Here is a 26,684-nt window from a genome sequence, read left to right as displayed (position 1 = left end):
GTTTTAGCATGCGCGTGGCCACCGACGTTGGAGGCACCTTCACCGATCTCGTCTGTTACGACGTCGATACGTCGAGCGGGCGCGTGGTGGGGCTCCGGACCGCCAAGACCGACACGACCTATCCCCAGTTCGACCAGGGTGTGATGAATGCGATCGCCAAGGCGGGGCTGGATCCGGCAGGTTTCGATTTCTTCGCGCACGGCACCACGGTGGTGATCAATGCGCTGCTGTCGCGCAAGGGAGCGAAGACCGCGCTGATCACCACCAAGGGGTTTCGCGACGTGCTCGAAATCGCGCGCGGCAACCGCCCCGACCTGTTCAACCTGGCGTTCCAGAAACCGGAGCCGTTCGTGCCCCGCTATTTGCGCCGCGAAGTCGATGAGCGCAGCACCTATCAGGGCGAGGTGACGGTGCGGCTCGATCCCGCCGGGCTCGATCCGATCCTGGAGGGTTTCCGCAGGGAAGGGGTGGAGGCCATCGCGCTCTGCTTCCTCCATGCCTATGTCTCCCCCGAAAACGAGATCATCGCGCGCGATTACATCCGGGCCAATTGGCCCGAGGTTTCGGTGATCGCCTCGCATGAGATCTCGCGCGAATGGCGCGAATATGAACGGACGTCGACGGCGGTGCTGACTGCCTATGTCCATCCCGCCGCCAAGCGCTATCTGGAAACGCTCGAGCATAGCCTGGCGGATACCGGCTATCCCCATCCGCCCTATATCATGCAGTCGAACGGCGGCATCGATACCGTCCAGGGCGCGGTGCGCAATCCGATCGCCATGGTGGAATCGGGGCCCGCCAGCGGCGTTCTCGGCGCGGCGGCGCTCGGCCGGCTGCTCAGTGAAAACAGGATCATCGCGCTCGATATCGGCGGCACCACCGCCAAATGCTCGCTCATCGAGAATGCGCAGACACGGATCACCACCGAATATCGGATTGAGTGGACCCGCACCAATCCCGGCTATCCGATCCGCACCCCGGTGATCGAGATCGTCGAGATCGGCAATGGCGGCGGATCCATCGCCGGCATCGACAAGGGCGGACGGCTTTATGTGGGGCCGGAGAGCGCCGGTGCTTCGCCCGGGCCGGCGGCCTACGGGCGCGGCGGCACGCGCCCGACCACGACTGATGCCAATCTGGTCACCGGCCGGATCAATCCCGCCAATTTCCTGGGCGGAGAGATCGAGCCCGATATGGCGAATGTGAAACAGGCCTTCGCGCCGCTTGTCGAGGCGCTGGGCGGCGATATCTCCGACGTGGCGCGCGGCATCATCCGGATCGCCAACGCCAATATGGTCAATGCGCTCAAACTGGTCTCGCTCAACAAAGGCTATGATCCGCGCGAATTCACATTGGTCGCCTATGGCGGCGGCGGCGCGATGCATGCCGTGATGCTGGCCGAGGAACTCCAGATCCCCAAGGTGATCATTCCCACCAACTCGTCGGTCTTCTCGGCCTGGGGCATGCTGATGACCGATATGCGGCGCGATTTCGTGCAAACCCAGGTCGTGTCGCTGGCCGTCCAGAACAGCGCGCGGATCGAGGCGCTGTTCGTCGAGATGGCCGGCGTGGCCAGGGCGAGCTTCGCGGCGGAGGCGAGTGCGGGCAAGCTGCCGCTGCGGCTGCAGCGCTTCGCGGACATGCGCTATCTCGGCCAGGAGCATACGGTGAAGGTGGAACTGCCCGATATCGCGTTCGACGAGGCGACGGTGGCGGAGGCGGCGGAACGGTTCCACGCCACCCATGCTCGGGAATATACCTTCCGCCTTGAACTGCCCGTCGAGATCGTCAATTTCCATTTGGTCGCCCTGGGTGACGTGCCCAAGCACCAACCCGAGAAGCTGGCCGTCACCGGCAAGGCGCCTGATACGGCGATTGTCGGCCGGCGCACCGTCGATTTCGACGAGCATGGCGTGCACGACGCCGACATCTACGATCGCGAACGGCTCGAGCCGGGCATGGTGTTCACCGGCCCGTGCATCGTCGAGGAGGCTGCCGCGACCTTGGTGGTCACGCCCGGCCGTCGCGTCATCGTCGACGATTACGGCAACCTCCATGTCCATCTGAACGGATGAAGGGTCATTTCATGAAAACCGATCCCTATACGCTCGAGATCATCAAGAGCGCGCTGGTCGCTATCGGCGACGAGATGTTCCTCACCATGGCGCGGACCAGCATGAGCCCGATCATCTACGAGGCGCTCGATTTCTCCGTCGGCATCACCGATGCGAAGGGCGAACTGATCGCGCAGGGGCAGGGGACCACCGTCCTGCTCGCGATGATCGACAGTTTCGTCCGCGATATCCTCGAAAAATTCGGCGAAGGCCGGATCTGCGAAGGCGATGTCTTCATCGGCAACGACCCCTATCGCGGCGGCGGCACCCATCTGTCCGATTTCGGCATCGCTACGCCGATCTTCCATGACGACGTTCTGGTCGCATTTGCGGTGAACAAGGCGCACTGGCTGGACGTCGGCGGCGCAGTGCCGGGCAGCTTTTCGACCAATGCGACCGAGATTTTCCAGGAAGGCATCCAGATGCCGATCTGCAAGATCGTCGAGGGCGGCGAACTGCGCCAGGACATTCTCGATATCATCATGGCCAATATCCGCCTGCCGCAGGAAAGCGCGGGCGACATGTGGGCGGGCGTCGCTGCGAACGGCGTCGCCGAGCGCCGCGTGCGCGAACTGTTCGACAAATACGGGCACGACGCCGTGCTCGCCGCGAAGGAGGAACTGCTCGACTATGGTGAGACGATGGCGAAGCACGAGCTTGCCGGCCTGATGAAGGGGGAGTTCTTCGCCGAGGATCTGATCGATGACGACGGCCTCAGCGACACCCCGCTCAAGGTGATGGTGAAGGTGACGATCACCGACGACAAGTTCGTCGCCGATTTCACGGGCAGCGCGCCGCAGACCCTGGGTCCGATCAACAATTCGCGTACCGGCCTGACCTCCGCCGTCCGCCTGATCTTCAAGGCGATCACCAATCCCCAGATTCCGGCGAACAGCGGATCCTTCCGCCCGGTCGAGATCATCTGCCCCGACCGGACGGTCTTCACTGCCGAGCGGCCGGCACCGGTATCGACCTATTGGGAAACGCTGATGTACGGCGTCGACCTGATCTGGCGCGCACTGGCGCCGCATGTGACCGAGCGGCTGGGGGCAGGGCATATGCTGTCGGTCTGCTCGGTGGTGTTCGCCGGCACGCATGCTGATACCGGCAAGAGCACGATCCTGGTGCAGCCGCTGGTCGGCGGCTGGGGCGGCAGCGAGGAGAAGGACGGCGAGTCCGGCCAGTTCGCGGCGGCCGATGGCGAAACCTATAATGTGCCGATCGAGATCACCGAGGCCCGCTACGGCGTGCAGGTCGATCAATATGCCTTCCACAACGAGGATGGCGGCCATGGCGAATTCCGCGGCGGCAAGGGCGTCGTGCTCGACTATCGCATGCGGACCGACGATTTCGTGGCGACGGGCAGCTTCGGACGCTTCAAATTTCCGCCCTGGGGCATGGCCGGCGGGCTCGACGGATCGCCCAACCATCTCGACATCATCCGCGCCGACGGGACGCGCGAGGTCCATGGCAAGGTGACCGGCACCAGGCTCGCCAAGGGCGATGTAGTGCGCATGGTGACGGCGACCGGCGGAGGCTGGGGTGATCCGAAGAAGCGCTCCAAAGCCGCACTGGCGGAAGATCTGCGCAACGGTTTCCTGACCCAGGAGCAGATCGATCTCCATTATGGCGGCCTGACCGGCTGAACGGAGCACGCGTGACTCTCATCCTCAACAACTGCGCCGTTTTCGACGGTGTGGACGATGGCCTGCTGCCCGGCCGCAGCCTGGTGATCCGTGACGGACGGATCGCCGAGATCCATGATCGGGCGCAGCACGCCGAGGCGGCGACCGTGATCGATCTGGACGGCAGGACGATCATGCCCGGGCTGATCGACGCGCATTTCCATGCCTATGCCGCAGAGGTGAATATCGGCGCGCTCGATCGCATGCGGCCGGGGGTGCGGGCGCTCTATGCACGGCGTGCGCTCGAAGAGGCGCTGCAACGCGGCTTCACCTCGGTTCGCGATGCGGCGGGGGGCGATATCGCGCTGGCCATCGGCATCGAGCGCGGGCTGATCCAGGGACCGCGCTTCTTCTATTCCGGTCTGGCTCTCAGCCAGACGGGCGGGCATGGCGATATGCGCGGGTCGGGCATCGAATGCGGCTGTGCCTATTGCGGGTCGCTGACCGTGCTCGCCGACGGCGTCGACGAAGTGCGCAAGGCGGCCCGCGAACAGCTTCGTCTGGGTGCGACGCAGGTGAAGCTGTTTCTGTCGGGCGGTGTGGCGTCGCCCTCCGATCCCTATTGGATGGCGCAATATTGCGACGAGGAGATCGCGGCCGCGGTTCACGAGGCGCGCACGCGGCGCAGCTATGTGATGGCGCATGCCCATACTTCGGACGCGGCGATGCGTTGCATCCGATCCGGCGTAAGATCGATCGAGCATGCGACATTGATCGATGGCGAGACCGCGGGTGCCATCGCCACCGCCGACGATGTCTATGTCGTGCCGACGCTGATCACCCTTCGCGCACTGGTCGAGGACGGCGCGGCGCTCGGCCTCTCCCCGGTTAGTCTCGCCAAGACGATCGAGGTCGAGCGGCATGCGCTGCGGTCGCTCGACCTATTATACGGTTGCAAGGCTCGGATCGGTTTCGGCACCGATCTGCTCGGGCCATTGATGATACGGCAATCGGCGGAGTTCCGGCTGCGGCGGGAAGTGATGCCCGCTATCGACATTCTCCGTTCGGCGACATCGGTCAACGCCGCACTGATCAACATGACGGACGACCTCGGCGCCGTCCGTCCCGGCTTCTTGGCCGATCTCATCGTGATCGATGGCGATCCGCTGGCTGACATTGAGTTGCTGGCGCGTCCCGAAGCGCTGATGATGGTGATGAAGGGCGGCGTCGTGCACAAGAATACCCTGCCGGCATGAACTGGCATCCGGCCGATGATCCCCGTGTTCGCATCGTCACGGCGCTGGGCGAAATGGTGCTGGGCATCGATCTGCACCGGGCACCGGCGACGGCGGGCTATTTTCTCGACGATGTCGTCGCCGGCCGTTTCGACGGCACCAGCTTCTATCGGATCGCGACCGGCGCCAATCGCGACGAGGATCAATCAGTGACGATCGAGGTGATCCAGGGCGGCGATCGGCAACCCGCGATCGCGCCCGCGCCCAGCCTACGCCATGAATCGACGGCGGTTACGGGGCTGCGGCATCGGCGAGGGACCATCTCGCTTGCCCGCTTCGAGCCCGGCGCGGTCTATCACAGCTTCTTCCTCTGCGGGCGCGACGAACCTTCGCTCGACTTTGGTGGCGGCCGCCAACCCGACGGACAGGGATTTCCTGCATTCGGCGGCGTCATCAGCGGCTTCGACGTGCTCGACCGGCTTTTCGATGCCGCCGAGATGCGCGAACGGCTTTCGCGCGAAATCCTGATCGAACGGATCGAATTGCTGGAGGGATTCCAAGGCAATTGGGCTGGCCTGCCCGCTCGGAAATCCGGGAAAGCAAAGGGATCATGAGCGCGATCCCGCATATCGATGCCGCATCTGTCGATCGGCTGCTGGACTATCCGGCCTTGATCGAGGCCTTGCGTACCGCCTTCATCGATCCGCCGATCACCGCTGAGCGCATCTCTATCGGCTATAGTGCGCAGGGCGACAGGCATTTGCTCGTGATGCCCGCGGTCAATCCGGAGGGACTGATCGGGATAAAACTGGTCAGCGTTCATGCCGCGCTTGCCGAACGGCCGGGCGGGGCGGTGCGGGCGCTCTATGTCGCGATCGATGCGGCCACCGGCGAACCGCGGGCCTTGATCGACGGAGCGGCGCTGACCCATCGTCGCACGGCTGCCGCGTCGGTGCTGGCCGCCCGAACGTTCGCCCGACCCGATGCTGCGCGGCTTTTGATCGTGGGCACCGGTCAGATCGCCCATGCCCTGTGCCGCTGCTACCAGGAAATGCTGCGCCCGGCGGATATCATGGTATGTGGGCGGCGCGACGAGGCCGTCGACGCCATGGTTGCCCGGTTCGGTGCGGAAGGGATCCGGATGACGGCAGCGCGCGATCTTGGCGCCGCGGTGCGCACCGCAGACATCGTCAGTGTTGCGACATTGTCAGAAGAGCCGTTGATCCGCGGCGCCGATGTCCGTCCGGGCACGCATATCGATCTGGTCGGCGGGTTCACGCCGGCGATGCGCGAAGCCGACGACATGCTGATGGCGCGCGCGCGTGTCGCGATCGACGGTCCCGGTGCACTGGAGACGGCGGGAGATCTCACTCGGCCGATCGCAGCAGGGATATTGCGTGCCGACGATGTCGTCCTGCTGGCCGATGTGCTCGCCGGTCGCGCGGAGGGGCGCGGGGCACCCGACGATATCACCCTGTTCAAATCGGTCGGTGTCGCACTCGAGGATCTTGCCGCCGCTGAATTGCTGCTTGCGCGATGGCCACGCCCATGACCGGCGCCGATCAGGATCGCCGATCGCACGGGTTGTGGGCGGAGAGCGCCCCTGCCGCGCCGTCGACATCGCCGCCGCCCGAGGGGGATGTGCGGGCGGATATCGTGATCGTGGGAGCAGGTTATACCGGGCTGTCGGCGGCGCTCCATCTCGCCGAAGCCGGCGTGCGCGTGTTGGTCCTGGAAGGGCGTTGCATCGGTTTCGGTGGATCGGGCCGTAATGTGGGTCTGGTCAATGCGGGACTGTGGCTCCCGCCCGACGATGTCGAGCGTGTGCTTGGCGGCGATGCGGGCGCGGCGCTCGTCCACGCGCTGGGGGAGGGGCCTGCCCTTGTCTACGATCTGATCGCTCGCCATGGCATCGCCTGCGAAGCGGTGCGTTCGGGCACCTTGCACTGTGCCGTCGGTAACGGCGGCCTGAACGATCTCGAGCGGCGCCACGATCAATGGGCGCGGCGCGGCGCACCAGTACGGTTGCTTGATCACGCGGCCGCGACGGCCGCGATCGGCAGCCATGCCTATCGCGGCGCGTTGCTCGACGAACGCGCAGGCACCATCCAGCCGCTTGCCTATGCGCGCGGCCTTGCTCGCGCTGCGCTCGCCGCCGGCGCGACGATCCACGAGGATAGCCCGGTTTTGGCTTGCATCGCTGACGGGCAGGGATTGCGGGTGACGACATCGTCCGCATCGGTACGGGCCGAACAGGTCATCTGGGCGGGCAATGCCTATACGGCCGGGCCCTTGCCGGCGCTCAGGACCGAGCTTGCGCATCTGCCCTATTTCAACCTCGCGACCGCTCCGCTTCCCGAGGCGCTGTTGGCGAGCATCCTGCCTGGACGGCAAGGGGCGTGGGATACCCGCCAGATCCTGAGTTCGTTCAGGCTCGATCGGGCAGGGCGGCTGATCTTCGGTAGCGTGGGGGCGCTGCGCGGCGCTGCGCGGATGGCGCATCTGCGCTGGGCGCGGCGGTCGCTCGCGCGGATCTTTCCACAACTCGGCGACGTCGGCTTCGAAAGCGAATGGTTCGGAATGATCGGGATGACCACCGATGCGGTGCCACGCCTTCACCGGCCGGCGCCGGAGATATTGAGCATTTCCGGATATAATGGACGCGGTATCGCGCCGGGTACGGTGTTTGGGCGGGCGCTTGCCAGGTACCTGGCGCATGGCGAGCCCGTTCCCATGGCGCAACGCCCGATCGAACGAATGCCGGCGCGCCGGTTCCGCGAACATCTTTACGAGCATGGCGCCGGCCTGGCGCATGTTTTCGGCGAACGCATTTCCGGAAGGACGCAGCAATGATGACCAGCATGCCCGATTTGCAGAACGATGTCCGGGATTTGCTCGCAGCGCTCGGCGTGAACGCCCCGAAAGGTGCGGTCAGCGTGCGATCTCCGATCTCCGGCGAGGAGATTGCGGCGATCGGCACCACTGATCCCGCCGATGTGGATGGCATCGTCGATGCCGCGCATGCCGCCTTTCTCCAATGGCGCACGGTCCCGGCGCCCCGCCGCGGCGAACTCGTCCGCCTGCTCGGCGACGAACTGCGCGCGCATAAACGTACGCTCGGCTGGTTGGTATCGATCGAAGTGGGCAAGAGCGTTTCCGAAGGGCTCGGCGAAGTCCAGGAGATGATCGACATCTGCGATTTCGCGGTTGGCCTTTCGCGCCAACTCTATGGCCTCACCATTGCCAGCGAGCGCAAGGATCATCGCATGATGGAGACATGGCATCCGCTCGGTGTTGCCGGCGTCATCTCCGCCTTCAACTTTCCCGTTGCGGTATGGGCGTGGAACGCCGCGCTGGCGCTGGTGTGCGGCAATGCCGTTATCTGGAAGCCGTCCGAAAAGGCGCCGCTCACCGCATTGGCGGTGCAGGCCTTGCTCGATCGCGTGTCGACACGCCACGCCGACGTGCCTGATGGGCTGACGGCACTGATCGTCGGTGGCCGTGAGCTCGGCGAGGCGCTGGTCGAACATCCGCGCGTACCGCTCGTTTCGGCGACCGGTTCGACCGCGATGGGCCGGATCGTAGGTCAGCGGCTGGCCCGCCGTTTCGCGCGCGCCATCCTGGAACTCGGGGGTAATAATGCCGCGATCGTGGCGCCGAGCGCGGATCTGGACCTCGCGCTTCGGGGCGTGGCGTTCGCGGCGATGGGAACGGCGGGGCAGCGCTGCACGACGTTGCGCCGATTGTTCGTGCACCAGACGATCTATGCCGATTTTATCGAGCGGCTGAAATCCGCCTATGCCTCGGTCAGTGTCGGCAACCCGCTGATCGAGACCAATCTCGTCGGTCCGCTGATCGATAAAGCCGCAGGAACGGCGATGGTCGCCGCGCTAGAGGCTGCGCAAGCGAGCGGCGCCACGATAACGGGCGGCGACATGGTCGATGTGCCTGGCGCGCCCAATGCCGTCTATGTCCGCCCCGCGCTGGTCGAGATGGCCACTCACGAAGGCCCGGTGCTGGAGGAGACGTTCGCACCCATCCTTTATGTCGTGCGCTACGAGCGGATCGAGGATGCCGTCGCGCTCAACAACGCCGTCGGCCAGGGCTTGTCGTCGTCGATCTTTACGACTGATCTGCGCGAGGCTGAGTTGTTCGTGTCAGCGAGCGGTTCCGATTGCGGTATCGCGAATGTGAATATCGGCACCTCCGGTGCGGAGATCGGTGGCGCTTTCGGTGGCGAGAAGGAAACGGGCGGCGGACGGGAATCCGGCAGCGACGCGTGGAAATCCTATATGCGGCGCGCCACCAACACGATCAACTATGGCAATGCCCTGCCGCTCGCCCAGGGGGTGACGTTCGACTGTTGATCGACGTCGGTCGAGCGATCTGCGCCGGGGCGGTCACATATCAAGTGTTTTCCCGATGAGGTCATAGACCAGTGCCAGATCGTCGGCGTCGGTGCAGTAGGGCGGCATGACGTAGATGGTGTTGCCGAGCGGACGAAGCAGTGCGCCGCCTTCGCGGAAGCGCGCGGCAAGGCGCGGTGCAAGGTCCGACAGATAGCCGCCATCCGGAACCTGGACGTCCATCGCGGCGATCGTGCCCAGTCGGCGTTGTCCGGTGAGGCGCGGGTGACCGGACAAGCGGGCGATATGATCGGCCTGCCTCACGCACAGCGCGTCGATCCGCGCCTGCACCGGTTCCTCGCGCCAGATGGCGAGATTGGCGTTTGCCGCCGCGCAGGCGATCGGGTTCGCGGTGTAGGAACTCGAATGATAGAAGGTCTTGCCGCGATCCTCCGACCAATGCGCGGCGAAGATCGGCTCCGCGCAGAGCGTGACCGCAAGTGGTAGCGATCCGCCGGTCAGCCCTTTCGACAGGCACATGATGTCGGGGGCGACATCCGCCTGCTGGCACGCGAACATCGTGCCAGTGCGGCCCCAGCCGGTCATGACTTCGTCGGCGATGAACAGCACGCCGTGCGCCGCGCAGATCGCGCGCATTTGCGCCAGTATATGCGGTGGATAGATCAGCATTCCGCCGGCACCCAGGATCAGCGGCTCGACGATGAAGGCGGCGGGATGGTCGCTGCAGGCGGCTTCGAGTGCGTCGAGCGTGGCCTGTTCGTTGCCGGCGGCGGGGAAGGGGATCGTGCCGACGTCGAACAGCAGCGGTTCATAGGCCCGATTGAACACGCCGCGCGCGCCGATCGACATCGCGCCGATCGTATCGCCATGATAGCTGTGCTCCATCACCAGGATGCGGTGGCGCGGTTCGCCGATATTGGCCCAGTATCCGAGCGCCATCTTGAGCGCGACTTCGACGCTGGTCGATCCGCTATCCGAAAAGAAGACGCGCGTCAGGGGCTCGGGCGTGATAGCCACCAGTTCGCGCGCCAGCGTTTCGGCGGGTTCGTGCGTCCAGCCGGCGAAGATGAGCTGATCGAGCTGCTCGGTCTGCGCGCGCGCGGCCGCCATGATCCGCGGATGGCAATGGCCATGCGTCACCACCCACCAGGATGAGATCGCGTCGATCCAGCGCGTGCCGTCTTCGGCGAAGATCGCCGCACCCTCAGCGCGTGCGATCCGCGGGATCGGCTCACCCAGGCCATGCTGCGTGAAGGGGTGCCAGACGGGAGAGCCTGTCATCGAAAATCGCCCATGTCGAAATTGGCGGCAAAGGCTGCGGCAAGCGTTTGGGGCGTCAGCGGATCGATCCGGGGTAGGCGGCCCAGACGGCGAATGCCCGAGAGCGCGGGAATGATCGCCTCGTTGTCGGGCATGGGATCGCCGATGAATGCGATCCCGTGGATCGGCACGCCGCGGCTGCGCAGCGCCTCGATCGTCAGCAGGCTGTGATTGATCGTGCCGAGGCTGGTGCGTGCGCAGACGATCACCGGCAGCGCCCAGCGCGCGAAGATATCGGCGAACACGATGTTCCGGGTGACTGGCACAAGTACACCGCCGGCACCCTCGATCACGAGCGGGGCGGCGATTTTCGGCGGGGTCAGCATCTCGACATCGATCGTCACGTCGTCGAGTTCGGCGGAGAGGTGAGGTGAGGCGGGCGTGTTGAGGCGATAGGCTTCGCGAAGGACCAATCCTCGCCGTCCCGGGGAGGGGGACCGTCCGAAGGGCGGTGGAGGGGATTGCGGTGTCGGATGGGGATCTGGGGTCGAATTTCGAGCAACCGCTGCTGACGCGGCGGCCCCTCCACCAGCCTGCGGCTGGTCCCCCTCCCCGGGACGGGGAAGATTGGTCAGTCGTGCGATGGTGTCGCTGTCCGTCTCTTCGTCGAGTCCTGCCTGGATCGGTTTCCAGTAAGTCGCGCCGAGCGCCTGGACGAGCGCAGCCGCGAACACCGTCTTGCCGATGCCGGTGTCGGTGCCGGTGATGACGAATTGCGCGCTCATGCCGGTATCGGCGCCATCGCGTCGGCAAGAATGCCGGCCATCGCGTCGATGTCCGCTTCGGTCACATTGAGCGTCAGCGACAGGCGCAGCCTTGCGGTGCCTTCGGGCACGGTGGGCGGACGGATGCCGCGAATGTCAAAGCCGCGTTCCTGAAGCATCGCGGCGATCGCCATCGTCCGGTCGTCCTCACCGATCACGACGGGCACGATCTGCGATCCCGTGGCCGGGATGCCGAGCGGGGCGAGGAGATTCGCGGCATGATCGACCAGCCGGGCGAGCCGCGTCCGCCGTTCGGGATCGGCGGCGGCGATGCCGATCGCATGGCGGACGCAATGTGCGACGAGCGGCGAGGGCGCCGTCGAGAAGATGAAGGGGCGGCCGCGATTGATCAGGAAATTGATCACGGTGCGCGAGGCGCAGATGAGGGCACCCTCGCAGCCCAGCGCCTTGCCGCAGGTGTGGAGCGTGATGAGCTGCTCGCCGAGTTCGAGATCGTCGGCCAGGCCACGCCCATCGGCGCCGAATACGCCAGTCGCGTGTGCCTCGTCGACGACCAGTATGGCATCATGTGCCCTGGCGATGGCGGCGAGGTCGGCAAGAGGGGCACGGTCGCCGTCCATGCTGTAGAGGCTTTCCACTGCGATCCAGGCGCGTCCGGTGCCGCCCGACGCGCGCCAGGCCGAGATCGCATCCTCGAACGCGGAGGCGTCATTGTGCGTGGCGGCGACGCGCTCGGCGCGGCCGATGCGCATTCCGTCGTGCGCGCTGGCATGAATCAACGCGTCGTGGACGATCAGGTCGCCGCGCTGCGGCAGGGTCGCGAACAGCCCGGCATTGGCCGCGAAACCCGTCGAGAGGAACAAAGCCGCTTCGCTGCGATAATGGCGCGCTGCCTCGACTTCGAGCGCTTCATGCGCTTCATGATTGCCGCGCAGCAGGCGCGATCCGCCTGAACCCATCGGCAGGCCCAGCGCGATCCCGTCCGCCAGCGCGGTGCGCAGCGCGTCCGAATTCGCGAGGCCCAGATAGTCGTTGGACGAGAAGTCGAGCCCGTCGCGGGGGCGAAGCGCGCGGAGACGATCCGCTGCTTTCAGTGCGTCGAGTTGCGCCTGATGTGTGGCAAATATCGAAATGATCGCGCTCCCGTTCGTCGTCACGCGGCCGTCATTGCGAGCGGCGGCGCGGCGAAGCAATCCAGAAGTGCGATGTGACTGGAATCACTGTGTTTCGCTCGCGCCGATGTCGCAGGCATGAAAACGGCGGCGGATGATGGGCACCCGCCGCCGTGATCGCTTTTATGAGGTGCGCGCCTCCGGCCTTGCCGGGACGCGCCGGTTCCTCAGTTCTTTTCCTTGTCGACCAGCTTGTTGGCGCCGATCCAGGGCATCATCGCGCGCAGTTCCGCACCGACCTGCTCGATCGGATGCGCCGCGGCCTGCTTGCGCGCCGCCTTCAGCTCGGGCTGGCCGGCACGGTTGTCGAGCACGAAATTCTTGACGAAGCGGCCGCCCTGGATGTCCGCCAGGACGCGCTTCATCTCGGCCTTGGTCTCGTCGGTGATGATGCGCGGGCCGGTGGTGATGTCGCCATATTCGGCGGTGTTCGAGATCGAGTAACGCATGTTGGCGATACCGCCTTCATACATCAGATCGACGATCAGCTTCACTTCGTGGAGACACTCGAAATAGGCCATTTCGGGCGCGTAGCCCGCTTCGACCAGCGTTTCGAAGCCCGCCTGGATCAGGTGGGTCAGGCCACCGCAGAGCACCGCCTGCTCGCCGAACAGGTCGGTTTCGCATTCCTCGCGGAAATTGGTCTCGATGATGCCCGAACGGCCGCCGCCGACACCCGAGGCATAGGCGAGCGCGATGTCATGGGCGTTGCCGCTCTTGTCCTGCGCGACCGCGATCAGGCAGGGCACGCCGCCGCCACGGACATATTCGGACCGCACGGTGTGGCCGGGGCCCTTGGGCGCGATCATGATCACGTCCAGATCCTCGCGCGGCTCGATCAGGTTGAAATGGACGTTGAGGCCGTGCGCGAAGGCGAGTGCCGCGCCCTGGCGCATATTGGCATGGAGATCGTCGGCATAGATCGCGGCCTGATGCTCGTCGGGCGCGAGGACCATGACGATATCGGCCCAGGCGGCTGCTTCCGCGTTCGACATCACCTTGAAGCCGGCGCCTTCGGCCTTCTTGGCGGTCGCCGAACCGGGACGGAGAGCGATCGCGACCTCCTGAACGCCCGAATCACGCAGATTCTGCGCATGGGCGTGGCCCTGGCTGCCATAGCCGACAATGGCGATCTTCTTGGTGGCGATCAGCTTCGGATCGGCGTCGCGATCGTAATAAACGCGCATTCTTCTTCCCCTAGTCAGGCGTCCCTCGGCTGCGCTCGGGACGAACGGTGTTGAGATTTCGGATTTCGCCCGCCGGACGAAATCGGGTTTATGAACTCAGGCCGCCTCTTTCCCTCTGGAAATGGCGACGATGCCGGTACGGGCGACTTCGACCAGACCAACTTCGCCCATCAACTCGACGAACTTGTCGATCTTGTCGCTCGTGCCGGTCACCTCGAAGACGAAGCTGCTGATCGTCGCATCGACGACGCGGGCGCGATAGACCTCGGCCAGGCGCAACGCCTCGATCCGGTGATCGCCGGTGCCGGCCACTTTCACCAGCGCCAGTTCGCGTTCGACATGCGGACCGAGCACGGTGAGATCGACCACCTTGTGCACGGGCACCAGCCGTTCGAGCTGTGCGATGATCTGGTCCATCACCGGTGCCGAAGCGGAGGTGACGATGGTGATGCGGCTGATCAGGTCGTCGTCGCTGATATCGGTCACCGTCAGGCTCTCGATATTGTAGCCACGCGCGGTGAACAGGCCGGCGATGCGTGCGAGCACGCCCGCTTCATTGTCCACGATCACGGCCAGCGTGTGCCGCTCTTTCTTTTCTTCCTTGATATGCATCAGACCAGCGCCTTCGCCTCGTCGTCCATTTCGCCCGAAACATCGTCGGACTGGAGGATCATTTCGGTATGCGATGCGCCCGAAGGGATCATCGGGAAGCAGTTGGCCAGTTTCGCGACACGGCAATCGACCAGCACGGGGCCGGGCGTGTCGAGCATCTGGCGAATGCCCGGCTCAAGTTCCTGCTGACCCTCGATGCGGATGCCCGTCCAGCCATAGGCTTCGGCGAGCTTCACGAAATCGGGGAGCGCATCCGAATAGCTTTCCGAATAGCGGCTGGAATAGGTGAGCTGCTGCCACTGGCGCACCATGCCCATATATTCGTTGTTCAGGATGAACAGCTTTACCGGCAGGCGATATTGCGTCGCCGTGCCCAGTTCCTGGATGTTCATCTGGATCGAGGCTTCGCCAGCGATGTCGATCACCAGCGCGTTGGGATTGCCGAGCTGCGCGCCGATCGCGGCAGGCAGGCCATAGCCCATCGTCCCGAGCCCACCCGAGGTCAGCCATTTGTTGGGATGCTCGAAATGGAAATGCTGGGCGGCCCACATCTGGTGCTGGCCGACTTCGGTGGTGATGATCGGATTGACGTGCCTGGTTGCTTCCCACAGGCTGCGGATCGCCTGCTGGGGCATGATTTCCTTGGCCGAGGCCGGAAATTCGAGGCACTTCTTCGCGCGCCATTCGGCGATCCGCGACCACCAGGCCGACAGATCGTTCTTGCGGTGCTGACGCGCCTTCCAGACGCGGATCATGTCTTCCATCGCGCGGCCGACATCGGCGATGATCGGCAGGTCGACGGCGACGGTCTTGTTGACCGACGACCGGTCGATATCGATGTGGATCTTCTTCGCATGCGGCGCGAAGGCGTCGAGCCGGCCGGTCACGCGATCGTCGAAACGGCTGCCGAGCGCGATGATCAGGTCAGCCTGGTTCATCGCGAAATTGGCTTCATAGGTGCCGTGCATGCCCAGCATGCCCAGCCACTGGTCGGACGATGCCGGGAAGGCGCCCAGGCCCATCAGCGTCGAGGTGACGGGCGCGCCCGTGATCTTCGCCAGTTCGCGTAGCAGTTGCGATGCCGCCGGGCCGGAATTGATGACGCCGCCGCCGGTGTACAAGATCGGCCGCTCGGCCGCCGCCAACATTTCCACCGCCGCTTCGATCAGCGACTGCTCGGCCTTCAGTGCGGGGCGATAGGTCTTGTGCTGGATCGCCGCCGGCTTGCGATATTTCGCGGTGGCGACCTGCACGTCCTTGGGTATGTCGATCACCACCGGGCCCGGACGGCCCGAGGTCGCGATATGGAAGGCCTCGTGCACCACTTCGCCCAGCCGCTCCGGCGACTTCACCAGATAATTATGCTTGGTGCAGTGGCGGGTGATGCCGATGGTGTCGGCTTCCTGGAAGGCGTCGCTGCCAATCAGATGGGTCGCCACCTGGCCGGTGATGACGACCATCGGGATCGAATCCATCAGCGCATCGGTGATGCCGGTGACGGCGTTGGTCGCGCCGGGGCCGGACGTGACGAGCACGACGCCGGGTTTGCCGGTCGAACGGGCATAACCCTCAGCCGCATGCGTTGCCGCCTGCTCGTGGCGGACCAGGATGTGCTTGATCCGCTTCTGCTTGAAAATGGCGTCGTAGATCGGAAGGACGGCACCACCCGGATAGCCGAATACGACCTCGACACCCAGATCGCTGAGTGCCTCGACCAATATATCCGCGCCGGACTTTTCCGCAGTCATCCTTCTTCTCCGTTTGACGCACCTCGTTGCGCCGCAGCGCAGCGAAGGCAAGGCGGGCTGGCTAGAGGCAAGAAATTAATCTGTCAACGCATAGTTGCGTAATTTAATTGCTATTTGATCGATCATTTTGTTGTCTGGTTGCGCGTCGAATCGGGCCCAATCGGCCGGCGACTGGCGCGAAAACCAAGTATACTGGCGTTTTCCATATTGTCGCGTGGCGATGCGCCCACGTTCAGCCATCATCGCTCGATCGCTGGCACCGCGCAGCCAGGCGGCGATCTCCGGCACGCCGATCGCGCGCATCACCGGCAGCGCGGGATCGAGCCCGCGCGCCAGCAGCGCTTCGACTTCCTCGATGGCGCCGTGTTCGATCATCGTGTCGAACCGGCGATCGATCCGGTCGAACAGCCAGTCGCGTGGCGGCAGCAGCACGACCGGCAGCAATCGGACCCGCTCACCGATCCCGCCGCTTAGCGACGCCTGCCAGTGCGCGAGCGGTCTGCCCGTTGAACGGACGGTTTCCAGCGCGCGGGCGACGCGGCTGCTGTCGGCCGGAGAGAGGCGCGCCGCGGCATCGGGATCCTCGATCGTCAGCGCCGCATGGGCTTCGGCCACTGGCAGTGCGCGCACCTGGGCGCGGATATCGGGGGCGATATCCGGCACCGGAGCGATGCCGTCGAGCAGGGTCCGCAAATAGAGTCCGGTTCCGCCGGTGACGATCGGCAAGAGACCCGCCGCATGAGCACGGTCGATCTCGATGCGTGCATCCTCCGCCCACCGCGCGGCCGAACAGGCCTCCGCTCCATCGATATGGCCGAACAGCCGATGGGATATGCCCTCCATATCGGCTGCGTCAGGACGTGCGCTCAGGACGCGCAGGTCGCGATAGACCTGCATCGAATCCGCGTTGATCACCACCGAAGGTTGCAAATGGCCCAGGCGGACCGCCAATGCCGACTTGCCGCTTGCGGTCGGTCCTGCAATGAGCGCGACCGGTTTTGGGCGCGGGAGCCGAGTCTTGTTCATCCTCACATTGATAGCCGACGGTCTTTCCGCAGGCGACACCAGCGATGCCGCCGATCGACTCCGTGCGGCAGGCTGTGCACCCGGCGAGGGGCGCTGGATCGACGAAGGCGTCGCGTTCGACCTGAACTTCGCCGGCGATCCGGTGTCGGCACGGCGCGCGGTTGAGGGACAGATCGCTCGCGCCGACGCGATCGTCCAGCGCGAAGTCGCCCGCGAAAAGGCGCTGATCGTTTCCGACATGGATTCAACGATGATCACCGTCGAATGCATCGACGAACTCGCTGATTATGCGGGGCTGCGCGCCGAGATTTCGGCCGTGACCGAACGGGCGATGCAGGGGGAGCTCGATTTTGAGGCTGCGCTCGATGCGCGGGTCGCGTTGCTCAAGGGCATGGACGTCGCGATCCTGGAAACCTGTTATCGCGAGCGCGTCCGCATCATGCCGGGCGCCGAGGCTCTGGTGCGGACGATGAGGGCACGCGGCGCTACTGCGGTGCTGGTTTCTGGCGGTTTCACCCATTTCGCCGATCCGGTGGCGGCGGCGATCGGCTTCGATCGCGCAATCTCGAACCGCCTGGGCATGGCGGACGGCAAGCTCGACGGCACGGTCGGTCGCCCGATCGTCGGTGCGGAAGCGAAGCGTGAAGCCCTGCTGGCAGCCATGGCCGAACATGGCGTTCCGCTTGAAAGGACGCTCGCGGTGGGCGATGGCGCGAACGACATCCCGATGATCGAGGCGGCCGGACTCGGCATCGCCTATCACGCAAAGGAGAAGGCCGCCGCCGCCGCCGATGCGCGGGTTATGCACGGTGACCTGACCGCGCTGCTTTATGCGCAGGGCATCGCGCGGCGCGATTGGGTCAACTGATAGGGGCTGAAACCCGATATCCCGAGCCTTCGGCGAACGCCGGAACGGCGGGAAACTCCGGGCTCAGGCCTTGACCGCCAGGCAAGCCTGGCCGTTGCGTTTGACTGCGGCGCACTGGCTTTCCGCCTGCGCCTTGGTCGGGAACGGGCCCGCCTGCAGCTTGGTGATCGCGCCGGCCTTCACCATGAATGGCTGAAGCCCGCCAAGACCCGAGACGCTGCGTTCGAGCGAACTCCATAGTGCCTTGGCACGACCGGCTTCGCTGAACGCGCCAAGCTGGATGCGCCACGGACCGCTGCGGGCGGGTGCTGCGGCGGTGATCGCGGGCTTTGGCGCAGGGGGCTGGGCGGCAGCAACCGGTGTCCGTACTGGCGGCGAAGCGGCCGTGCGTGTTGCGGGGACTGGCTGGCCCGGCGGCGGATAGCTGGTGCCGGGCCCCTTCATCGCCGGCTGCGACGGCGGCAATTCCGCCGCCGCGATCGCGGTGCTTTGCGGCCTGGCCGATTTCAGCTCGAGATCGCGGGCGAGGGCGGTGCCCTTCTGCCGCTGGTCGAGCGGAATATATTGATCCATCTGCGCAAGCGTGGTCGATGCCTGGGACAGGCCGGCGGACGATGCCCGCGTCATCAGCGCATAGGCGCGAATCCAGTCTTTCTCGATCAGGTCGCCATTGAACAGCGCGGTGCCCAGTACATATTGCGCGCGGGGTTCTCCCCGATCCGCCGATTTCTGGATCCAGGGCAATGCCGCCTGGCGGTTGCCGTTCTGAAACACGATCAGTCCATAATTGTCCGCAGCCTGGATATGCCCCTGCGCCGCCGCTTTCTGGTACCAGCTCTCCGCCTGTTTCAGGTCGATCGGTACGCCGCGACCAAGCTTATAGGCCTGTGCAAGATTGAACTGTGCATCGGGATCGCCGGCGATCGCGGCGGGGCGCCATTCCTTTATGGCGGCGGCATAATCGCCGCGTTGCCAGGCATCGACGCCCGCCTTGACGTCGGCCAGCGCTGGCGCCGCCATGCTCGCCAGCACCACGCCCAATCCCATCATCCCCACCAACCGCATCGCTCGAATCCCCGAAAATCGTGACGGTGGATCATTGTAAGCACAATTTCCTAAGCGGTTATTAGCAGAAAATTCAGCATGTCCTGATGCCGGAAACGCTAGGGAACGGCTTTCGCGTCGTTAACCAGATTTTAGCCCGCTTCATGCGATTGCCCCATCCGGGAATTCGAGCCGAGGGGAATCTATGCGCGTTCTGGCACTTGCATCGCAGAAGGGAGGATCCGGCAAGACCACCTTGTCCGGTCACCTCGCCGTGCAGGCGCAACGCGCCGGTGCCGGCCCGGTGGTGCTGATCGATATCGATCCGCAGGGCTCGCTTGCCGACTGGTGGAACGAGCGCGAGGAAGAATATCCCGCCTTCGCCCAGACCACCGTCGCGCGGCTCGCGTCGGATCTTGAGGTTCTGCGGCAGCAGGGGTTCCGCCTGGCGGTGATCGATACGCCGCCCGCCATCACAATGGCTATCCAGAGCGTCATCGCCGTAGCCGAACTGATTGTCGTGCCCACACGCCCGAGTCCGCATGACTTGCGCGCCGTCGGCGCCACCGTTGATCTGTGCGAACGCGCCGGGAAGCCGCTGATCTTCGTGGTCAATGGCGCGACGCCGAAGGCCAAGATCACCTACGAGGCGGCTGTCGCGCTGTCGCAGCATGGAACCGTCGCGCCGGTGACGCTGCACCACCGCACCGATTTCGCGGCGTCGATGATCGACGGCCGCACCGTGATGGAAGTCGATCCCAAGAGTCGATCCGCGAATGAGGTTGTTGAGCTCTGGACCTATGTGTCCGACAGACTTGAGAAGAATTTCCGCCGCACCGTGTTCAGCGCGCCGTCGCTCGGCCAGCCTTATAACGCTCCCCGTCCCGCAGGTGGTTTCGGCCGCCGCGTCGTCGGCCAGTAAGGGGGGTATCATGGGCGAACCAAAGCCGCTCGCATCGCTGTCCTCCAGCCTTCTGGCCCGCAAGGGGCAGGCCAAGCCTGCCATGCGCCCCCAGGGCTTCGGCAGCTTCGGCAATCCGTTCAACGGGCATGACGATCTTGGCTGGAACGATATGGGGCACGATGTGCGTCATCCCGTTCCGATCCATCAGGATGTTCATCCCGAACCCGTTCACGAACTGCCGCCCGTGATGCTTCAGCGCGAGGAACTGGCCGAGGAACTGAACCTGGTTCCGCAGGACTTCCACGCGCCCGAGATCCTGGCGCCCATCGGCAAGGCGACCGCGCAGCCCGATTTCGGTTTCGAGGAAGCCGAGCCGGCCTATGACGAACCTGCCTATGAGGAAGCTGCGATCGAGCCCGCCCCGGCGGAGCCGGAGGTGCCGGCGATCGCCCCAGTCGCACGCAAGGTGCCGATCGTGGCGATCAAGCGCGCGCATAAGGCGGCGAAAGGCCGAAAGGGCAAGGCCGCCTTCACGCTGCGGCTCGATCCCGAGCGCCACCTGAAACTGCGCTTGGCATGCGCGATCGGTCGCGAATCAGCGCAGTCGATCGTCACCGAGGCGCTCGATCGCTATCTCGCCAGCCTGCCGGACATCGACGAACTCGCCCGCAAGGTTCCGGGCACGACCCGCTAAGGCAAATAGGGGTTACTGAGATGAACAAGATTCTCGTCCTCAAGCTGGCCGGTTCGGCTGCGGTACTGGGCACCACGCTGGTCGGCTGTAATCCGGCGGCGAAGCAATCGGCGATCGCATCTGCGTCCGATGCCGGCGGCTCAGCCAGAACGGCCTCGTCCGCCGCAGCCAAGGCGGAAAAGGCGCTGAAGGCGAATGATGCCGCGACCGCGATCGCATCCGCCGAAGCGGCTGTCGCAGCGCAACCGCGCCAGGCGTCCTATCGCATGCTGCTCGGCCAGGCCTATCTGGCCGGCGGCCGTTTCATCTCGGCGGAGACGGCGTTTCTGGATACGCTGCGGCTCGATCCCGGCAATGACCGCGCCGGGCTTAGCCTTGCGCTGGCGCAGGTCGCGCTCGGTCGCCCTGATATCGCCCGTGACACGCTGGACAAGACGGCGATCAACGTACCCGTCGCCGATCGTGGCCTGGCGCTTGCGCTCGCCGGCGATATCCACGGTGCGGTGGATCTGCTGGAGCCTGCGGCACGGGCGGAAGGCGCATCGGGCAAGACCCGTCAGAATCTGGCTCTCACCTATGCGCTTGCCGGCGACTGGACGCGCGCACGCGCCATCGCCGCGCAGGATGTCCCCGCCGATGAGGTTGACCGCCGGCTATCGAGTTGGGCCAGCTTCGCCCAGCCCCGCAATAGCTGGGATCAGGTCGCGACGCTGCTGGGCGTGAAGGCCGTGCTCGATCGCGGCCAGCCTGAACGGCTGGCGCTTGCGCCCGATGCGGTGCCTGAACGTCAGGCGCTTGCCGCCGCGACGCCAGAGCAGATGTTCGCGCCCACCGCGACGGAGAGCGGCGATGTGGCGTCGGTGTCGGAACCCGCGCCGGTGCAGGTGGCGGAAGTCCCGCAGGCGCCGACGCTTCGACAGGTCGTGTTCGCGCCGCGTCAGGAAATCGTGCAGGCCATTCCGGCCGGGCTTATTCGCGCGAACAACGGGCCTCTTCGGCAGGCGATGGCGACGCGCGCGGTTCCGGGTGGGCGCTTCGTCGTCCAACTCGGTGCTTTTTCGACCCCTGCCAAGGCCGAAGCGGCCTGGAAAAAGGCGGTCGGTCGCTATGCGGCGTTGGGCGGTTATGCGCCGGACGGCGAAACCATCCGTTCGGGATCGGCGACGCTTCATCGCGTCGCGGCCGGCGGCTTCGCCTCCCGCAGCGCGGCCAACGCGATCTGCGCGCAATTGCGGACGAACGGCGGAGCCTGCTTCGTGCGCGAGGACGGCAATCAGCCCCAGGCACAATGGGCGATGCGGGCCGCCGGCGGGATGCGCATCGCGGCCCGCTGACCGGCCCGAACAGTTTCAAAGTCCGTTCCCGGACGTGAGAGGGCGGTCAGCCGATAGGCTGGCCGCCCTTGATCATCATGGCGACCCGGCCCTGAACGGGCATACCGTCGAACGGTGTGTTGCCGGCGCGCGCGGTCATGCGGGCGGTGTCGACCTTCCAGGGCCGGTCGGGCTCGATCAGGATGAGGTCGGCGGGCGCGCCGGCAGCGATGATGCCGGTTTCCAGCCCCAGGATACGTGCCGGATTGGCCGCCAGCATCTCAAACAGGCGGGGCAGGGCGATGTGGCCGTCGCGAACCAGGCCAAGGCCGAGCGCCAGCAGCGTCTCCGCGCCCGCCATGCCCGGTGCCGCATCGGCGAAGGGCAGCCGCTTATCCTCCGGCCCGCGCGGATCGTGACCTGAGCACAATATGTCGATCGTGCCGTCGGTCAGTGCGGCGAGTGCCGCCTGACGATCGCTTTCCGCGCGGAGCGGCGGCGAAAGGCGAGCGAAGGTCCGGAAATCGGAGACGGCATTGTCGGACAGATAAAGATGCGCCGGCGTGATGCCGCAGGTGACGGGCAAGCCCCTGGCCTTGGCAGCGCGAACCAGCGCGAAGCCCGCCGCCGTCGTCACTTGTCGGAAATGGATCGCCGCGCGGGTCTGCTCTACCAGCGCCAGATCGCGTGCGATCGCCATCGCCTCTGCCGCCGCAGGCGCGCTGGCGAGCCCAAGACGTGTCGCTGTTTCCCCTGCGGTCGCGACGGCATTGCCGGTCAGGCCGCCATCTTCCGCATGGGCGATCACCGTCAGGCCGAGCGGCGCCGCATAGGCGAGGACCCGATGCATCACGCCTGAATCGGCGATCCAGTCACGCCCCGTGGCAACGGCAAGCGCACCGCTGTCGCGCATGGTCGCGAATTCCGCGAGATCGAGCCCGGCCAGACCGCGTGTCGCTGCGGCGATCGGATGGACCCATAGATCGGGTTTGCCGCTGTCCGCCGCCCGCTGAATCAGACCGGGATCGTCGAGCGGGCGTGACTGATCAGGCATCAGCGCGGCGCGAACGATGCCGCCCGCGCGGAACGCCGGCTTGTCGATCGCGAACACGCCCAGATCGACGATGCCGGGAGCGATCAGCGCGCCCTTCGCGTCGATCACCGCCGCATCGGAGGGGATATCAATTGCGCCCACGGCCTCGATCGTGTCGCCGCGCATCAGCACGGCCTGGTTGTCCGCCCCGTTGACGACGGCGCGCAGGCTGTTGGCCATCTTGCTTTCCCTGGTCGCGGCGCTGGTCATGCCCAACCCTCCACGCCGCGCCGACGGCGCGTCAGCACGTCGAGGCAGGCCATGCGCACCGCCACGCCCATTTCGACCTGTTCGGTGATCGCGGAACGGACGGGATCGTCGGCGACGTTGCTGTCGATTTCGATACCCCGGTTCATCGGGCCGGGGTGCATCACCAGTGCGTCAGGGGCCGCGCGTTCCAGCCGCTCGGACGTCAGCCCGTAAAGCGCATGATATTCGCGCGGCGATGGGATGAAGCCACCGGCCATGCGCTCGTTCTGCAGGCGCAGCATCATCACGACATCCGCGCCCTCGATGCCGGCATCGAAATCGGTGAAGGGCGTGACGCCCATGCGCTCGATCGCGGGCGGCATCAGCGTGGGCGGCGCGATCACGCGAACTTCGGCGGCGAGCGCGGTCAGCGCCAGGATATTGGACCGGGCGACGCGGCTGTGCAGCAGGTCTCCACAGATCGCGACGCGCAGATTTGCGATCCGGCCCTTGCGGCGGCGGATGGTCAGCGCGTCGAGCAGCGCCTGGGTGGGATGCTCGTGCCAGCCGTCGCCGGCGTTGAGTACGGGGCAGTCGACCTTGTCGGCGATCAACTGGACCGCGCCCGAGCTGGAATGGCGGATGACGATGATGTCGGCGCGCATCGCGTTGAGCGTCATCGCCGTATCGATCAGCGTTTCGCCCTTCTTCACGCTCGACTGGGCGGCGTGCATGTTGACGACGTCCGCGCCCAGCCTTTTGCCCGCTATTTCGAAGCTCAGCAGCGTCCGCGTGGAGTTCTCGAAAAAGGCGTTGATCAGCGTCAGGCCCGCCAGCCGGTCGTCATGTTTCGACGCACGCCGGTTGAGATCGACCCATTGTTCGGCCTCGTCGAGCAGGAAAGCGATCTCGTGCGGCTGGAGGCCCGAAATACCGGTGAGATGCCTGTGCGGAAATTGCGCCGCACCGGTCAGGCCGGTGGGCGGAAAGGGTATGGAGATCGACATTAAAGGCCGCGATTAGGCGGATTACGGGGGGAGTTCAAGGCGCTCCGGCATAAGCGTTGAGAAGTGCCGCGAGAATGCCCGCCTGCATCAGTGCGATCAGGTGCAGCTTGATGGAAAAGCTCGCCTTTTTTGTCTTGTGGCGGAACCGCGCGCGGCCGGCATATGCGCCGATCGTCCCGCCTATCGCCGCCGTGAGCAGCAAAGTCGATTCGGGGATGCGCCGCCGGGCGGCCCGGGCGCGGGCCTTGTCCACGCCGAACTGGGCGAATGCGAGCAGGTTGATCAACACCAGGGCTGCGATCGCCAGGATCAGAAGCATATCGGATCGATCGGGCTTTGCGGGCGCATGGGTCCGCGCTTAAGAGCGCATTTGTGTCCGTAGGGCCAATTGTTCAAGCGCCGTGGGCAGGCGTGAATCGGTTCATTATCGTTCGGGGTTCGCATGGCTCGATATTTCTTCAATCTCTACGAATGCGGCGCGCTGACACCCGATGTCGAGGGCGAGGAATTCGACGATCTCGATGCTGTACGCGAAACCGCGATTCGGCTGGCGCGTGGAATCATGGCCGGGGAGATCACGGCGGGGCGCCTTTGCCTGCTCTGCCGGATCGAGGTGGCCGATGAAGCCGGCGCGGTGGTGATGGAGGTTCCGTTCAGGGATACGGTGGTCGTCACCGGGCTCTGAGCATATTCAGATCAGCGATCCGCCACCGCTTGCCAGTCCGTCGATCGCGCCTTGCAGGATATGGGCGGCGGCCAGCGTGTCGACGCGTTCGGCGCGCTTCGCCCGGCTGAGGTCCGCCTCGATCATCGCGCGCTCCACCGCCTGGGTGGACCAGCGTTCATCCCACAGCAGGATGGGCAGGCCGAGATCGTCGATATTACGCGCGAAGGCGCGCGTCGACTGGCTGCGCGGGCTTTCGCTGCCGTCCAGGTTGAGCGGCAGGCCGAGCACGATGCCGGTCACATGCTGGTCCGCGATCAGCCTGGCGAGCGCGGCCTTGTCGGCCGAGAATTTGGTTCGACGGATCGTGCCCGACGGGCTGGCGAAGCTCCATCCCGCATCGCACAGGGCGGTGCCGATGGTCTTGGTGCCCAGGTCCAGCCCGATCAGCCGGCCACCATCGGGCAGGGCGTCGTGGAAGGTGCGCGAATCGGCGGTGATCATGGGGCGTTGTACGCCGCCAGCCGCCGCGCCGCATCGGCCCGGACGTTCGCCCAGAACAGGCTGAAGTCGTAGACATGGTAGTTGTTGCCCGGCAGCACGTAAGGCCCCATCGCAGGTGGATCGCCGATCAGCAGGAAGCCGCGCGCGTCGCAGCGCGCGGGCACCGCGCCCGGCGTGAGCGTCGCGGTCTTGAGATCGGCCGAGGGCACGAGCGTGCCGAGATTGGCGCTCATCGGCGCCATGCCGCCTTGCATGCCGGTCAGCGGATTCGTGCAGACCATCGGTGTGCCCGCACGTGGTTTGCCGTCGAAGCCGGTCGAGCCGTCATAGGTTTCCAGCACCGAATCGAATTCCGCGGGTTCGGCGAAACTCTGCCAACTCAGCAGGCAGCCCGTCTGCTCGGGCGCGGCGCATTCGGGCAGGCCAATGGCTGGCAGATCGGTGATGCGCGAGACCGGCCAGCCCACGACATAGGCCGCGACGATCCGCGCCGCGAGCGGCTTGCCCGCTATCCGCTCGCGCAGCAGCCGGGTCAGATGCAGCGCACCCTGGCTGTGACCGGCGAGGATGATGGGCTGGCCGGCCGGAATCGCGGATACGAAATGGTCGAACGCCGCGAGAACGTCACCATAGGCCAGCGCAAGCGCCTTTTCGGCCTCGGCCTGGCCGGTGAGGAACGCGCCGAACGTCGCCTGGCGATAACGCGGCGCCCAGATCGCGCCCGCTTCGTTGAAGGCGCTGGCCTGTCCGCGCAGGAACAGGGCGGCGCGGTCATTGGCCTCCGCATCGTCGAGCGGGGCGTTCCATGCGGCGCGGTTCAGATAGGATGTCGGGTGAACGAAGAAGACGGCGGCTCGCGGTGCGGGCGAGGGCGCAAAGCCCGTTGGCGCCCATAAGGCAGGATTGCCTTGCGTGATATCCGGCCGGGCCAGCCAAAGTTTCGGATCGGCATAGGCGCCGGCATTGGCGGCGGGCAGTGCCCTGAACTCCGCGCTCGGCACCATCGCGGTGCGCATCATCTGCACGCCGAACAGGCGATAGGCGAAAGTGGCTGCGATCGCGAGCACGATCAGGGTCGCAAAGACATAGAGGAATTTCCGGGCCAAACGGGGATCTCCATTGTGCAGTGCAACATAGATTGCGCCGCCGGGCAATGCGATTTCCCATAATGCCGGGTGCGAAGGATGCAATCGCGGCGGGCTGCACCGATCCCTCACCGAAAATCCATGACGCGTTCCGCGTCTGCCGGGTTAGGTTCAGGGGAGACGGGAGG

Annotated in this window: 25 protein-coding genes; 12 read left to right on the top strand and 13 right to left on the bottom strand. The window is 65.5% G+C overall.

All coding sequences use genetic code 11. The features are described 5' to 3' along the window. Window positions 1-8 precede the first annotated feature (8 nt). From ACODTA_RS04760 to amaB, 7 genes are read left to right on the top strand one after another with little or no spacing between them, the layout of a single operon-like run. Window positions 9-2,075 (top strand): hydantoinase/oxoprolinase family protein, encoded by a 2,067-nt coding sequence (locus ACODTA_RS04760; RefSeq protein WP_489064647.1) that lies wholly within the window; start codon window positions 9-11, stop codon window positions 2,073-2,075. Window positions 2,076-2,086: 11 nt separating this feature from the next. Continuing rightward, a complete protein-coding gene (locus tag ACODTA_RS04755) occupies window positions 2,087-3,760 on the top strand; it encodes a hydantoinase B/oxoprolinase family protein (protein ID WP_489064645.1) in 1,674 nt (557 codons plus the stop codon). A gap of 11 nt (window positions 3,761-3,771) precedes the next feature. After that, a complete protein-coding gene (locus ACODTA_RS04750) occupies window positions 3,772-4,995 on the top strand; it encodes a metal-dependent hydrolase family protein (protein ID WP_489064643.1) in 1,224 nt (407 codons plus the stop codon). After that, complete coding sequence (locus ACODTA_RS04745) at window positions 4,992-5,588, top strand: peptidylprolyl isomerase (RefSeq protein ID WP_489064642.1); 597 nt, start codon at window positions 4,992-4,994, stop codon at window positions 5,586-5,588. The genes ACODTA_RS04750 and ACODTA_RS04745 overlap by 4 nt, the downstream gene beginning before the upstream one ends. Next, window positions 5,585-6,526, top strand: coding sequence for a hypothetical protein (locus ACODTA_RS04740; protein WP_489064641.1), 942 nt, complete (start codon window positions 5,585-5,587; stop codon window positions 6,524-6,526). Before ACODTA_RS04745 ends, ACODTA_RS04740 begins: the two co-directional genes overlap by 4 nt. Further along, entirely contained in the window at window positions 6,511-7,827 is a 1,317-nt protein-coding gene (locus tag ACODTA_RS04735) for an NAD(P)/FAD-dependent oxidoreductase (protein ID WP_489064640.1), read from the top strand. The genes ACODTA_RS04740 and ACODTA_RS04735 overlap by 16 nt, the downstream gene beginning before the upstream one ends. Continuing rightward, a complete protein-coding gene (gene amaB / locus ACODTA_RS04730; RefSeq protein ID WP_489064639.1) occupies window positions 7,824-9,341 on the top strand; it encodes an L-piperidine-6-carboxylate dehydrogenase in 1,518 nt (505 codons plus the stop codon). The genes ACODTA_RS04735 and amaB overlap by 4 nt, the downstream gene beginning before the upstream one ends. 33 nt (window positions 9,342-9,374) lie before the next feature. Here amaB and ACODTA_RS04725 read toward each other — a convergent pair whose 3' ends face one another. The 7 genes from ACODTA_RS04725 to miaA form a co-directional block, all read right to left on the bottom strand. Continuing rightward, entirely contained in the window at window positions 9,375-10,622 is a 1,248-nt protein-coding gene (locus ACODTA_RS04725) for an adenosylmethionine--8-amino-7-oxononanoate transaminase (RefSeq protein WP_489064638.1), read from the bottom strand. After that, window positions 10,619-11,386: an ATP-dependent dethiobiotin synthetase BioD gene (bioD, locus tag ACODTA_RS04720; protein ID WP_489064637.1), complete on the bottom strand. Its 768-nt coding sequence runs from the start codon at window positions 11,384-11,386 to the stop codon at window positions 10,619-10,621. Before bioD ends, ACODTA_RS04725 begins: the two co-directional genes overlap by 4 nt. Then, window positions 11,383-12,519, bottom strand: a complete 1,137-nt coding sequence (locus ACODTA_RS04715) for an 8-amino-7-oxononanoate synthase (RefSeq protein ID WP_489065389.1) — start codon at window positions 12,517-12,519, stop codon at window positions 11,383-11,385. The genes bioD and ACODTA_RS04715 overlap by 4 nt, the downstream gene beginning before the upstream one ends. Before the next feature lie 206 nt (window positions 12,520-12,725). Beyond that, the gene (ilvC, locus tag ACODTA_RS04710; RefSeq protein WP_222988195.1) at window positions 12,726-13,745 is read right to left on the bottom strand and encodes a ketol-acid reductoisomerase; all 1,020 of its coding nucleotides are present in this window, start codon (window positions 13,743-13,745) and stop codon (window positions 12,726-12,728) included. A 96-nt stretch (window positions 13,746-13,841) separates the two neighbouring features. After that, window positions 13,842-14,357 carry an acetolactate synthase small subunit gene (gene ilvN, locus ACODTA_RS04705; protein WP_489064636.1) on the bottom strand — a complete coding sequence of 172 codons (516 nt, stop codon included), beginning with the start codon at window positions 14,355-14,357 and terminating at the stop codon, window positions 13,842-13,844. Then, a complete protein-coding gene (locus ACODTA_RS04700; protein WP_489064635.1) occupies window positions 14,357-16,105 on the bottom strand; it encodes an acetolactate synthase 3 large subunit in 1,749 nt (582 codons plus the stop codon). The genes ilvN and ACODTA_RS04700 overlap by 1 nt, the downstream gene beginning before the upstream one ends. Before the next feature lie 75 nt (window positions 16,106-16,180). Further along, window positions 16,181-17,131 (bottom strand): tRNA (adenosine(37)-N6)-dimethylallyltransferase MiaA, encoded by a 951-nt coding sequence (miaA, locus tag ACODTA_RS04695; RefSeq protein ID WP_489064634.1) that lies wholly within the window; start codon window positions 17,129-17,131, stop codon window positions 16,181-16,183. On the opposite strand from miaA, the gene serB reads away from it, so the two are divergent. Next, window positions 17,124-17,999 (top strand): phosphoserine phosphatase SerB, encoded by an 876-nt coding sequence (serB, locus tag ACODTA_RS04690; protein ID WP_489064633.1) that lies wholly within the window; start codon window positions 17,124-17,126, stop codon window positions 17,997-17,999. The two genes, miaA and serB, sit on opposite strands and share 8 nt — an antisense overlap. Before the next feature lie 63 nt (window positions 18,000-18,062). Here serB and ACODTA_RS04685 read toward each other — a convergent pair whose 3' ends face one another. Beyond that, window positions 18,063-19,064, bottom strand: a complete 1,002-nt coding sequence (locus ACODTA_RS04685; protein WP_489064632.1) for an SPOR domain-containing protein — start codon at window positions 19,062-19,064, stop codon at window positions 18,063-18,065. 184 nt (window positions 19,065-19,248) lie between these two features. Between ACODTA_RS04685 and ACODTA_RS04680 the strand changes: the two genes are divergently transcribed. Genes ACODTA_RS04680 through ACODTA_RS04670 form a run of 3 tightly spaced genes read left to right on the top strand, consistent with a single transcriptional unit; the run spans window position 19,249 to window position 21,975 of the window. Next, window positions 19,249-19,965, top strand: coding sequence for an AAA family ATPase (locus tag ACODTA_RS04680; protein WP_489064631.1), 717 nt, complete (start codon window positions 19,249-19,251; stop codon window positions 19,963-19,965). Between the two features lie 10 nt (window positions 19,966-19,975). Further along, window positions 19,976-20,641, top strand: coding sequence for a hypothetical protein (locus ACODTA_RS04675; RefSeq protein ID WP_489064630.1), 666 nt, complete (start codon window positions 19,976-19,978; stop codon window positions 20,639-20,641). A gap of 20 nt (window positions 20,642-20,661) precedes the next feature. Then, window positions 20,662-21,975: an SPOR domain-containing protein gene (locus ACODTA_RS04670; protein WP_489064629.1), complete on the top strand. Its 1,314-nt coding sequence runs from the start codon at window positions 20,662-20,664 to the stop codon at window positions 21,973-21,975. A 46-nt stretch (window positions 21,976-22,021) separates the two neighbouring features. Here ACODTA_RS04670 and ACODTA_RS04665 read toward each other — a convergent pair whose 3' ends face one another. From ACODTA_RS04665 to ACODTA_RS04655, 3 genes are read right to left on the bottom strand one after another with little or no spacing between them, the layout of a single operon-like run. Continuing rightward, entirely contained in the window at window positions 22,022-23,257 is a 1,236-nt protein-coding gene (locus ACODTA_RS04665; protein ID WP_489064628.1) for a dihydroorotase, read from the bottom strand. Then, window positions 23,254-24,243 carry an aspartate carbamoyltransferase catalytic subunit gene (locus ACODTA_RS04660; RefSeq protein ID WP_489064627.1) on the bottom strand — a complete coding sequence of 330 codons (990 nt, stop codon included), beginning with the start codon at window positions 24,241-24,243 and terminating at the stop codon, window positions 23,254-23,256. The genes ACODTA_RS04665 and ACODTA_RS04660 overlap by 4 nt, the downstream gene beginning before the upstream one ends. Window positions 24,244-24,277: 34 nt before the next feature. After that, window positions 24,278-24,562: a DUF1294 domain-containing protein gene (locus ACODTA_RS04655; RefSeq protein WP_489064626.1), complete on the bottom strand. Its 285-nt coding sequence runs from the start codon at window positions 24,560-24,562 to the stop codon at window positions 24,278-24,280. Between the two features lie 123 nt (window positions 24,563-24,685). On the opposite strand from ACODTA_RS04655, the gene ACODTA_RS04650 reads away from it, so the two are divergent. Further along, window positions 24,686-24,928 (top strand): DUF6894 family protein, encoded by a 243-nt coding sequence (locus ACODTA_RS04650; protein WP_489064625.1) that lies wholly within the window; start codon window positions 24,686-24,688, stop codon window positions 24,926-24,928. 6 nt (window positions 24,929-24,934) lie between these two features. Here ACODTA_RS04650 and ruvX read toward each other — a convergent pair whose 3' ends face one another. Together ruvX and ACODTA_RS04640 are read right to left on the bottom strand one after the other, a co-directional pair. Continuing rightward, window positions 24,935-25,411, bottom strand: a complete 477-nt coding sequence (ruvX, locus tag ACODTA_RS04645; protein WP_489064624.1) for a Holliday junction resolvase RuvX — start codon at window positions 25,409-25,411, stop codon at window positions 24,935-24,937. Continuing rightward, window positions 25,408-26,517, bottom strand: coding sequence for a DUF3089 domain-containing protein (locus ACODTA_RS04640; protein ID WP_489064623.1), 1,110 nt, complete (start codon window positions 26,515-26,517; stop codon window positions 25,408-25,410). Before ACODTA_RS04640 ends, ruvX begins: the two co-directional genes overlap by 4 nt. Between the last annotated feature and the right edge of the window lie 167 nt (window positions 26,518-26,684).

The sequence above is a fragment of the Sphingomonas sp. FG14 genome (assembly GCF_057809675.1).
Note: the sequence above shows the minus strand (reverse complement) of the source record. Positions and strands in the feature narration are given on the sequence as shown.